Consider the following 11,071-nt stretch of genomic DNA (forward strand, 5'->3'; position numbering starts at 1 on the left):
GCAGAGGAGGATGTCGGGCTGGATCCCGATCGCGCGCAGCTCCTTCACCGAGTGCTGCATGGCCTTGGTCTTCAGCTCCTGGGCAGCCTGGATGAACGGGACCAGGGCGAGGTGCACGTAGAGGACGTTGTCGCGCCCCACGTCGTTCTTGAGCTGGCGCGCGGTCTCGAGGAACGGCAGGCTCTCGAAGTCGCCGACCGTCCCGCCGATCTCCACGATCAGGACATCCACGCCCGTAGCGACTCTCAGGATCGAGGCCTTGATCTCGTTTGTGATGTGCGGGATCAACTGGACGGTGTGGCCCAGGTAGTCCCCCCGCCGCTCCTTCCGGATCACCGCGTCATAGACCTTCCCGGTGGTCACGTTGTGATCCCGGGTCGTGCGGACGCTGGTAAAGCGCTCGTAGTGGCCGAGGTCGAGGTCCGTCTCCCCGCCGTCGTCGGTCACATACACCTCGCCGTGCTGGAACGGATTCATCGTTCCCGCATCGACGTTGATGTACGGGTCCATCTTCTGAAGCGCGACGCCAAAGCCACGCGCCTCCAGGAGCGACCCGATGGAAGCGGCCGCCAGCCCTTTTCCGAGCGACGAGACCACGCCACCGGTCACGAAGACGAATTTGGTCGCCACATCAACCCTCCTCAGTTGCCCGCGCCGGTGTACCGGCGTCGCCGCTCAGCCACTCGCGGATCAGCCGGACCTCCCCCTCCCGGGACGAGACCTCACCGTCGAGCCGCCGATCGCGAAGCGCCTGGAGAAGCCGAGAGACGGCTGGGCCCTTGGCCACCCCGAGGGCCAGCAGATCCCTTCCGCTCAGGAGGGGCCGGACGCCCTGGCCCTCCGCGAGGAACCACTGAACCCGCTCCCGCACCGCCCTCGACCCGACGAGCCAGGCAAAGCCGACGGTCTCCGTGGTTCGCGCTCGCAGGATCGCCGCACACCGGCTTCGCGGCGCGTCCGCCTGGCCCTCGAGGCGTCGGGCCACCGACGGGCCCGCGGAGTACGCCTCCAGCAGGCGGGCGAGCGGCTCTCCCGAGAGTGCCAGGCGTCGGAGGCAGCGTTCGGCCAGCGGCGCCGGCAGGTGGCCCACGACGCACAGCAGGGCCAGCGGGAGCGCCTCCAGGGCGACGCCGGCCTCGCGCGCCCACCTGAGCAGCTCGGCGAGAGCCCGGAGCCGTGCCGCGGCGTTTGGGGAGAACCGGTACCCCGGGTCGAGCAGCCGGAAGGCGCGCAGCCGCCCGAGCGTCAAGAGGCTCTGGTCCCAGCCGGCTTCGCCCATGATCAGCTCGAGTTCGGCCAGGAGGCGCTGGCCCGAAAGTGCGGGGTAGGCTCCAAGGCTCAACGCGACCGCCAGGCTCTTCCGGGTCCACCGGTCGATCCGGAACCCGAGCCGGGTCGCGTAGCGAACCGCGCGGAAGATGCGCGTGGGATCTTCCACGAACGCGAGCGGGTGGAGGATCCGGATCGCCCCGCTCCCGAGGTCGCGCCAACCCCCGAAGGGGTCGAGGAGCTGCCCGAAGCGCGGCCCCGTCAGCGCGAGGGCCATCGCGTTGACGGTGAAGTCGCGCCGCGCGAGGTCCGCCTCGATGCCGGCGGCATGAACGACCGGCAGCGCACCGGGCGCCGCGTAGCGCTCCCGACGGGCCATGGCCACATCCACGCGGCCGTCGCTCCACCCCTCGATGGACGCAGTGCCGAAGGCCCGGTGGACGACCAGGCTTCCGCCGAGCTGGCGGCAGAGCCGACGGGCCAGCGCCAGAGCGTCTCCCTCGACCACCACGTCCAGATCCTGCGACGCCGCGCCCCGGAGCAGATCGCGGACAAAGCCGCCGGCGACGTAGGCCTGCGTGTTCAGCAACTCGGCCAGCCGGCCCACGCCCCGGAGGAAGTCCAGGAGCTCCACCGGCAGGTCGCGCGCGAGCCGTCCTGCGAGAGCGAGCGCCGCAGCGCCGCCGCCGTCCCTGCCCGTCGCCCGTCGCCATCGACCGGACTCCACGGCCGCCACGACCGCGCCGCGCGCCTTCACCAGGACGGTTGGCGCCCCCGCCAGGAGGAGGCGGCGCACACGCACCTCCGCGGTGTCTGCCGTCACCACGGGCACGTCCCAGCGCGAGACATCTCCCACCGGCAGCTTCGCCAGACCGAAGGCCTGGGCCCGCCGGAGGTCCTCAGGCTGGGCCACGCCGATCGCGTCGGTCCCCTGCACCACGAGGATCCTCGCCCGGCTCCGCCGGAGCAGGCGCGCGGCCTCTGCGACAGCGGCATCGGCGGAGCAGACCGCCACCGCACGGTGGCCGAGCGCCAGCGACCCCGGCTCCACCTGCGGATACCGTGAGCGACGACTGCTTCGCGACGCGCCTGCCACGACCCGAGCGACGTGGCCCCCGCGATCGTCCCACGCGCGCACGAGTGCGGCGATCATCATCGAAGCTCCCGGCTGGCCGACCCGGGATCGTGGCCGGGTGCCGGCGAGCGACGGGCTGCGCCATCCAGCGACACGCGCGCCCTCGGGTGAAACCGCATGTACATCTCGCGCACCGCCCTGGAGGAGAGGTGGGTGTAGATCTGGGTCGTCGAGATGTCGGCATGCCCCAGCATCGCCTGCACAGACCGCAGGTCGGCTCCTCGCTCGAGGAGGTGGCTGGCGAAGGAATGGCGCAGCGTGTGGGGCGACACGACCCGCCTGACCCCGACGCGCCGTGCCGCTTTTTTGATGATCCCCCAGAGTCCCTGGCGGGAGAGCCTGCCGCCGCGCCGGTTCACGAACAGGGTGCCGGGGTCACCAGCCCTGACGAGCGCGGGCCGCCCCTCCTGCAGATAGCGCCTGAGCCAGTGGAGCGCCTGGGCCCCCACCGGAACGAGCCGCTGGCGGCTCCCCTTCCCCGTCGGCACCACGTAGCCGGCCGAGAGGTTGACGTCCTCGATGCGAAGGCTGCAGCACTCCGACGCGCGCATTCCGGTGGCATAGAGGATCTCCAGGAGCGCCCGATCCCTGAGGCCTACCGCAGTCCTCCCGTCGGCCGCCTCCACGAGCGCGCCCACCTCCTCGAGCGAGAGCGTCCGCGGCAGTCGCTGGGGCTGCCGGGGCGATTCCAGTTGATCGGTCGGGTCGCGGCAGAGGTGACCTTCCCGGACGAGGAACCGGTAGAGCCCGCGGACGGCCGAGAGGTGCCGGGCGATGCTCCGCGGGCTGAGGCCGTTCCGGCGAAGCTGAAGGAGGTAGCGAGAGAGTTCCGGGGATCCGACCCGCCGCAGGCCCCAGCGCTGCTCCCGCAGGAAGCGTCGAAAGCCGGCGAGGTCCCGCCGGTAAGCGGAGAGCGTGTTGAGGGAGGTCCCCCGCTCCATCTGGAGGGCCTCGAGGAACTCTGCCACGGGATCCCTCATCGATCCCGTAGGGCCGGGCGCCAGACGGCAGCCTCTAGAAAAACGCTGACGCCTCGGTCGGGGTCGATCCGGGCAGGACCGACCGTTCCCGAGGCGCTCGCGACCCTCACCGGGAACCGCGGCATCCGAAGTCCCTTACGACACGCGAGTATATCAGTCTCCCGCCCCGGGACGCAAGCTCCGTCGCCCGGGCCCGTTCAGGTTCCGATCGTCCCGGTGCGCCGATCCCCGACGGCCCGACGCGAGAGGAGCATCCGCAGCGCGGCCCACTCCTCGCTCCTGAGGCCCCGGCTCACCCCGGCGTAGACGCCCATGCCGCCGGCGACCGCCGCCCCCAGCCACGCGGCCTCCATCCACCGTGAGCCGGCGGCGGGCCACGCCACGAGCAGAAGCCCACACCAGGCTGCCATGAAGCCCGTGGCGACGCCGACCCGCGCCAGGCTCGCGAGGAGCCTTCCGGCGCCGAGCGGGCCGAGCCGGCGCCTCAAAGACCAGAGGAGCCAGACGAGGTTGGCCGTGGACGCGCAGGTCGACGCGAGCGCCAGGCCACCATGGCTCAGCGGCCGCATGAGCGCCACGCCGAGAACCACGTTGAGGCTAACGGCCCAGATCCCGACCTTGACCGGCGTGCGCGTGTCCTGAAGCGCGTAGAAGGCCTGGGCCGCGATGCGGGTCCCCGCGAAGGCGGGGAGCCCGAGGGCATAGAACCCGAGCGCCCAGGCTGTCGCCTCGGTGTCGAGCGCGCCGAACTGCCCGCGCTCGAACAGCACCCGCGTGATCGGAACACGCAGGAGGATCAGCCCGACCGACGCGGGAACCGCCACGAAGCACGAAAGCCGGATCGCGAAGTTCAGCGTGTCGCGGAGACCGGCCAGGTCGCGCCGGGCCGCCTGATCGGCCAGGAGCGGGAGCGACGCCGTGGCCACGGCGATCCCGAACACGCCAAGCGGGAACTCCATCACGCGGTCGGCGTAGTAGAGAAACGAAATGCTCCCCGAGGGGAGGAGCGAGGCAAGGAACGTGTTGACGAAGACGCTGAGCTGGACGGCGGCGAGGCCGAACACCGACGGGCCGAGAAGCACGCCGATCCGCCGGACCCCCGGATGCGAGAGATCGAGCGAGGGGCCGAGCGGCACTCTGGAGTGGCGGAGCTCCGGAAGCTGGATCAGGAGCTGGCCAAGCCCTCCCACGAGAACCCCGACGGCCAGGCTCACGATCGGAACCTCCATCCGCCGCGCCAGGAGGAGCACGGCGAGGATCATCCCGACATTGAGCACGGCCGGCGCCAGGGCGGCGGTGAAGAAGCGGCGGTGGGCGTTGAGCGCGCCCATCGCCAGGGCGGCGAGCCCCACGAAGATCAGGTACGGGAAGAGGAGGCGGGCGAGGTGCGTCGCGAGGCGCGCCTGCTGAGGGTCGGCAGCGAGGCCCGGGGCCATAACGGCGACGATCAAGGGGGCCAGGAGGATGCCGACGAGGGTGACCGTGCAGAGCGCCGCCAGGAGGGCCCCCGCCACGCACCGGAACATCCGGTCGAACTCGGGGCGCGACCGGAGCGTCAAGAACTCCGCGAAGACCGGGAGGAAGGCGGTGGACAGTGCCCCTTCGGCGAGCAGCCGACGGAGGAGGTTCGGGATCCTGAAGGCGACGAAGAAGGCGTCAGTGGCCGGGCCAGCCCCGAAGGCGCGGGCGACCACCATATCGCGGACAAAGCCGAGAAGTCGGCTCGCGAGCGTCGCGGCACCGATGGCACCCACAGCCCGCACCAGGCCGGGCTGAACCGAGGTCTCGGGGAGCCCGTCGTCGTGCGCCTCGAGGCCCCTCACGGCCGGAAACACCCCGTGGCGTCAGAACCCTCACCCACGCGTTCGCGTGGGTACCCCGCCCGGGTACCCGCCCGGCCAGCACAACCCACTCGGGCCTCGCCTCGTGGCTCTCCTCGCCTGCGGCTCGTCGGCAGCCCCTCGGCTCGAACTACCACGGTGGGAGGTTCCGCGAGCGGGGCGGAGCCCCCCTCCGGGGATCGTCCGCTTGACAGGCCCCGACCCGGACGGTAGCCTGAACCGTCGCAATCACCCCAAAGCCTAGGAGGAACTCGAGCGTGGCGAATATCAGGTCCGCGCTGAAGCGGATGCGGCAGAACGAGAAGCGCCGGCTCCGGAACCGGACGGTCCGTTCGCGCGTGAGGACGGCGGTGAAGGAGGCCCGGGCGGCGCTCGGCCAGAAGTCCCAGGACGCCGGGTCCCTCGTCAAGGAGGCGATTCGGAGCCTGGACAAGGCCGTGAGCAAGGGCGTGATACACAAGAACACCGCCGCGCGCAAGAAGTCGGCGCTCGCGAGCCGACTCGCCGGGCCGAGCTGACATCCTCACCCGAACCCTGCCGGACTTCACGGGAGCGATTGCCCGAGCCGCCGCAGGAGCGCCTTCGCGCGCTCCGCCACGACCTCACCGGCTGTTTCCCCGTAGGGACTGGCACACTGGATGTAGCCCACGCGGTGGTGGGCCTCCCGCGTGAGGAAGTACCCCAGGTAGTCGTTGGCCAGCCCCACCACGAACGTGCTCCGGAAGATCCGCCGGCCCTCAGCCTTCACCTCCTGACCCAGCTGGGTCTGGATCTCCCCGGGAATCGTGAGCCACGCGTGACCTCCCACCGCGACGCCGACCAGCTCGCTGCGATCCGGTAGCGCCCACCCCAAGCCGACGGTCAGCCAGCGCGGAAGCCACCTGCCCAGGCAGCCCCGAAGCGCGAGCCTCGGCGGAGGAAGCTGGAGCGGCTCGACCAGGGCGTGGAGCGTCGATCCGGTCTCTGGAGTCACGCGGTCCCAGACCGCGAGCACCTGGCGGGCCAGGGCTTCACCGAGGAATTCCGCACCCTCCGGTCCATGACGGGCGGGGCTCACGTCGGCAACGGCGCCGTTCGTGTAGAGCGCCGGAACGCCGAGGTGTCGCTCCAGGCGCTGGCCGGCGACTCCCATTAGGTCCCCCGACAGCCGGAGGTTCCCTTTGCCGAGGGCCGTGCCGTGCACTGCGTAGTTCCACAGGAGCGCGACCGGGGCGCCGCCGGCCGCAACGACCTTGAGCACGCCGACCTCGGAGTCCAGCGGCAGATCGAGACGGCTCGCGGCAATGCCGGGGGCGTGGCCGTTCCCCCCGCCGACGCGGGCGGGGATCTTGCCGAACTCGGCCTGGCGGGCGGACCGGATCATCCCCTGGAGGAGGTGCTCGGCGATCTCGGGAACGAACCGGTCCAGGGTGAGGAACCCGAAGATTCGCGAGCGGGCAAAGGCTCCGGGCCCCGAATGGGTATGCGAGGCGGCGACGATGAGCGCGGTGTAGCGGAGCCCCTCGGCCGTCAACCGGCTTTTGAGAGCGGCCACGAGCTGGGGATCCACGGCCACCAGATCCACGGCGATCCAGAGCACCCGAGCGGTCCCCTGCTCGAGGACGAGCGCGCGGGCCATGATCGGCCCGTCGACGCCGCGGGAGGGCTTGAACCAGAACGCGTACGGGTACCGATCCAGGAGGTCGGGAATGAGCAGACGTCGGCCGAGCCCGCCGTATCCCGCGAGCGGAACCCCGGCAGGAAGCGCGATGGCCGTCCGGGCCGCGCCGGCCCGGAGACAATCCGGACACCGGGCCGGCTGAGCCGGTGGCGGGGGCCTCGCGGGCCGATCCGAAGGCCCCGCGGGCCCGGAGGCCCGACGGGGGGCCTCGGCGAATGCCGGGTGACACGAGCTCGAGAGGACGAACAGACCGAGCGCCGTGACGAGCCAGACCGCCGCCCGGCTCATCCGACCTCGCAGAGATCGGCGAGGAGCGCGGCGAGTTCGGAGCGCGGAAGCCCGCTCGCCTTGAGCCGGCGCTCGACCTCCCAGCAGCGGGCGAGCTGGCGCCTGAGCGTCGCCGTCGCCGACGCTTCCGCACGGGCGAGCAGCGCCTGCACGACCCGCGGCGGACGGTTGAGGGCGCGCGCGATCTCGTCGGCCGACTTCCCCTTTTTCAGCCACGCTTTGGCGAGCCAGGTCTGCCGCACCTCGCGCGTCAGCATCCCGAGGAGACCGAGCGCATCTTCGCCCGAGTCCAGTAGAGCCTCCAGCGCGGCCAGCGCCGGCCCCAGGGTCCGGCGCTCGAGGGCGCGCGTCAAATCGAAGACCGAGCGCGCCCGCCGCTCGCCGACCACGGCCTCGACCGCGTCCGTTCCGATCCGGCCCCCGGCCCCACCGGCCCAGAGCATGGTCTTCTCCAGCTCGCCGGCGAGCGCGGTGAGGTCCTCGCCCACCAGCTGGATCAGGAGCTGGGCCGCCTCGTCGCCGAGCGTGAACCCGTGGGCCGACGCCCGGTCGCGAAGCCATGCCAGGAGCTCACGCCCCGCGGGCGCCCGCACCGGCACCACCGCGGCGGGCGGGACGACCTTCAGGAGCCAGTGGGTCGCCGGCAAGAGCTCGCCGGCGAGGAGGAGGAGTCGCGTGGAAGGATTGGGCGCGGCCGCGTACTCGCCGAGCAGCTGGCCCTCTTTCGCCGCCAGCGCGTCGGTCTCCTTCACCACCACCAGCCGCGCGGGAGCCAGCACGGGCAGGGTCAGCGCCGACCGAAGGATCGTCGCGCATCCGATCTCCCGGGCGTCGAAGCACTCGCGGTTCAGCGGGACGAGAGCTGGATCGGGACAGCAGGCCCGCGTCACTCGAGCCAGCGCGTCGTCCAACAGGAAGGGCTCGGTCCCGTGAAGGAGCGAGATGAGAGGGGTGCAAGCCCGCTCCACCTCTCTCACGAACGTCGCGTAGTCCACTCGAGCACTCGGAGGGGGGCTCCGCCCCCCTTCCGAGCCTCCCCCCTGGGTCTTCGAGCGTGGCGGGTTCGGCCGTGCCGTGAGGCAGGCTACCGCCGCGCGAGGACCGAGTTAATGGCGCGGGCCAGGCCCGCGCTCGAACACGCCCCACTAAAACCGGCTGACCGCGAGGTTGACGATGGTCCGGCCGATGTCCACGGCCGCCTGCCGGAGGGCAGCCTCCTCGCGGCTGATCGTGACTGCGACCTGGCCGGGGACGCGGAAGTCCGCCTTTTCCTGCAATCCCTGCTGGCGCCAGAGCGTCAGGTTCTTCCGCACGTCGCGGAACTGGAGGTTGAGCGTCACCCAGAGGCGGTACTCGCGCACGTTGGCGCGGGGATCGAAGGCGAGGGCCTCGATCCGATACCCCACGATCTCCCCCTCCAGGAGCGAGTCGGCCTCCTCGGGACGGACCACGCGCAGGCGACCGCTGGTCACGAAGGCGTCGATGACCGCTCCGGTGATGAAGTTCTCCACCGCCGGCTCCGCGGTCCGGTTGACGAACACGGGCACCGCGACGGTCTTGATGTGGTCGGGGAGACTCCCGCGGAAGGAATACCCGCACGCGCCCGAGACGAGCATGATCGCGAGGACCACGACGCGGATTGGCCGTGTCACGAGCGGGTGACGATGTTGACCAGCCGGCCCGGCACCACCACCACGCGGTCCACCGGGCGCGACTGGAGCCAGGGCTGTACCCGCTGGTCCGCGAGGGCCAGCAGCTTGACCTGCTCGTCCCCCGCGCCGCTCTCGACGGTGAGCCGGCTCCGCACTTTGCCGTCGACCTGGACCACGATGAGGACCTCTTTCCTCACGAGCGCCGCCGGGTCGGGCTGGAGCCAGGGCCGCAGGAAGAGGCTCGTGCGATGGCCGAGCTGGGTCCAGAGCTCCTCGGCGACGTGAGGGGCGAAGGGCCCGAGGAGGAGCACCAGCGTCTCCACCCCCTCGCGGAGGAGCGCCGCCCGCTCCTCCCGGCTCATCGTGTCCAACGAGCCGTGCTCGAAGGCGTAGAGTGCGTTGACCAGTTCCATGATGGCGCTGATGGCGGTGTTGAAGTGGAACTCGTCCTCGATGTCGTCCGTCACCCGCTTGGTCGTCTCGTGCACCACGCGCCGGAACCTCTGCCCCTCCTCGGAGAGCTGGGCGGGCCGCGCCGGGGTCGCGGCGAGCTCGGGGAGCTGGCGCTGGACGAAGCGCCACACGCGGTTGAGGAACCGGAACGCACCCTCGACCCCCTGGTCGTTCCAGTCCAGATCCTTCTCGGGAGGCGCGGCGAAGAGGGAAAAGAGCCGGACCGTGTCGGCGCCGTACCTGGCGATGAGATCGTCCGGGTCCACCACATTCCCCTTCGACTTGGACATCTTGGCCCCGTCCTTGATCACCATCCCCTGGGTGAGGAGGTTGGCGAAGGGCTCGTCCAGCTTCACCAGCCCCAGGTCCCGGAGGACCTTGGTGAAGAAGCGCGAGTAGAGGAGGTGGAGGACCGCGTGCTCGATCCCACCGATGTACTGGTCCACCGCCATCCAGTACTGGACGGCCTGCGGCTCCACCATTCCGCCCCGGAACGTCGGGCAGCAGTAGCGGAAGAAGTACCAGGACGACTCCACGAAGGTGTCCATGGTGTCCGTCTCGCGGCGGGCCTTGCCGCCGCAGCGGGGGCAGGGCGTGTTCACGAAGCTGGGGACGTCTGCCAGAGGCGAGCCGCCCTTGCCGCGGATCTGGACATCGCGCGGCAGCACCACCGGGAGGTTCGCCTCCTTCTCCGGGACCATGCCGCAGCGGCCGCAGTAGACGATGGGAATGGGCGCGCCCCAGTAGCGCTGGCGGCTGATCCCCCAGTCGCGGAGCCGGTAGTGCACCTTCGCCTGGCCGAGACCTCTCGCGACGAGCCAGTCGGTGGCCCGGCGCTTGGCCTCCTCCACGGTGAGCCCGTTCAGGAATCCGGAGTTGATCTTGACTCCGTCGCCGGTGTAGGCCTCTCCGCTCCACCCGGGAGGCCGCTGGACCGTCTCGACGATCGGCAGCCCGTACTGTTTGGCGAAGTCCCAGTCGCGCTGGTCCTCCCCCGGGACCGCCATGATGGCGCCGGTCCCGTAGCCCATGAGGACGTAGTCCGCCAGGAAGATCGGGATCTCCTGCTCGTTGAACGGGTTGAGGGCCCGCATCTTCAGTCGGAGCCCGCGCTTCGGCCGGTCAGCCGCGAGACGCTCGGCCTCTGACTGCGTGACGACCTCCTCCCGGAACGCGGCCACAGCCTTCCGCTCGTCCTGGTCGGCCACGAGCTGGTCCACGAGCGGGTGCTCGGGGGCCAGGACCGCGTACGTCATGCCGAAGGAGGTGTCCGGGCGCGTCGTGAAGACATTGATCGCCAGCCCCGGCCGGCCGACCACCGGCAGGCCGAACTCGGCGCCCTCGCTCCTGCCGATCCAGTTCCGCTGCATCGTCAGGACCCGCTCGGGCCACCCCGTGAGCCTGTCGCACCACGCCAGCAGCTCTTCGGCGTACTCGGTAATTTTGAAGAACCACCCCTCCACGGCCTTCGGCACCACCTCGGCCTCGCACCGCCAGCAGCGCCCGGCCTCGACCTGCTCGTTGGCCAGGATCGTCTGGCATCCCGGGCACCAGTTCACGGTGGAACGCTTGCGGTAGGCGAGCCCGCGCTCGAACATCCGGATGAAGATCTGCTGCTCCCAGCGGTAGTACTCGGGATCGCAGGTGGCCAGCTCGCGGTCCCAGTCGTAGGAGCAGCCCATCTTCTTGAGCTGCGTCTTCATGTAGGCGATGGTCTCGTTGGTCCCGACGGCGGGATGAACGCCGTGCTCGATCGCGGAATTCTCGGCGGGGAGCCCGAAGGCGTCCCAGCC

Annotated in this window: 9 protein-coding genes; 1 reads left to right on the forward strand and 8 read right to left on the reverse strand. The window is 70.9% G+C overall.

Features of this window, described 5'->3' with window-relative positions:
- The 4 genes from HY726_22665 to murJ form a co-directional block, all read right to left on the reverse strand.
- On the reverse strand, positions 1-630 hold a 630-nt coding region (locus HY726_22665; protein MBI4611802.1), incomplete at its 3' end, for a CTP synthase.
- Between the two features lies 1 nt (position 631).
- Positions 632-2,425, reverse strand: a complete 1,794-nt coding sequence (locus HY726_22670) for a CCA tRNA nucleotidyltransferase (protein MBI4611803.1) — start codon at positions 2,423-2,425, stop codon at positions 632-634.
- Positions 2,422-3,384 carry a site-specific tyrosine recombinase XerD gene (xerD, locus tag HY726_22675; protein MBI4611804.1) on the reverse strand — a complete coding sequence of 321 codons (963 nt, stop codon included), beginning with the start codon at positions 3,382-3,384 and terminating at the stop codon, positions 2,422-2,424. Before xerD ends, HY726_22670 begins: the two co-directional genes overlap by 4 nt.
- Before the next feature lie 197 nt (positions 3,385-3,581).
- Positions 3,582-5,219 carry a murein biosynthesis integral membrane protein MurJ gene (gene murJ / locus HY726_22680; GenBank protein MBI4611805.1) on the reverse strand — a complete coding sequence of 546 codons (1,638 nt, stop codon included), beginning with the start codon at positions 5,217-5,219 and terminating at the stop codon, positions 3,582-3,584.
- Positions 5,220-5,482: 263 nt separating this feature from the next.
- Here murJ and rpsT point away from each other — a divergent pair, with 263 nt between their 5' ends.
- Positions 5,483-5,743, forward strand: a complete 261-nt coding sequence (gene rpsT, locus HY726_22685) for a 30S ribosomal protein S20 (protein MBI4611806.1) — start codon at positions 5,483-5,485, stop codon at positions 5,741-5,743.
- A 26-nt stretch (positions 5,744-5,769) separates the two neighbouring features.
- On the opposite strand, the gene HY726_22690 is transcribed toward rpsT, so the two are convergent.
- From HY726_22690 to HY726_22705, 4 genes are all read right to left on the reverse strand, one after another.
- Complete coding sequence (locus tag HY726_22690) at positions 5,770-7,173, reverse strand: neutral/alkaline non-lysosomal ceramidase N-terminal domain-containing protein (GenBank protein MBI4611807.1); 1,404 nt, start codon at positions 7,171-7,173, stop codon at positions 5,770-5,772.
- Positions 7,170-8,168 (reverse strand): DNA polymerase III subunit delta, encoded by a 999-nt coding sequence (gene holA, locus HY726_22695; protein MBI4611808.1) that lies wholly within the window; start codon positions 8,166-8,168, stop codon positions 7,170-7,172. Before holA ends, HY726_22690 begins: the two co-directional genes overlap by 4 nt.
- 150 nt (positions 8,169-8,318) lie before the next feature.
- A complete protein-coding gene (locus tag HY726_22700) occupies positions 8,319-8,825 on the reverse strand; it encodes an LptE family protein (GenBank protein ID MBI4611809.1) in 507 nt (168 codons plus the stop codon).
- A partial coding sequence (locus HY726_22705; GenBank protein MBI4611810.1) for a leucine--tRNA ligase occupies positions 8,822-11,071 on the reverse strand: 2,250 nt, incomplete at its 5' end. The genes HY726_22700 and HY726_22705, both read right to left, overlap by 4 nt.

The organism is Candidatus Rokuibacteriota bacterium (assembly GCA_016209385.1).
Lineage (GTDB): Bacteria > Methylomirabilota > Methylomirabilia > Rokubacteriales > CSP1-6 > JACQWB01.

What these genes read in the sequence shown, in the direction of transcription:
- HY726_22670 (MBI4611803.1), bottom strand. Translation starts at nt 2,425, where the DNA reads ATGATGATCGCCGCACTCGTGCGCGCGTGGGACGATCGCGGGGGCCAC.
- xerD (MBI4611804.1), bottom strand. Translation starts at nt 3,384, where the DNA reads ATGAGGGATCCCGTGGCAGAGTTCCTCGAGGCCCTCCAGATGGAGCGG.
- HY726_22690 (MBI4611807.1), bottom strand. Translation starts at nt 7,173, where the DNA reads ATGAGCCGGGCGGCGGTCTGGCTCGTCACGGCGCTCGGTCTGTTCGTC.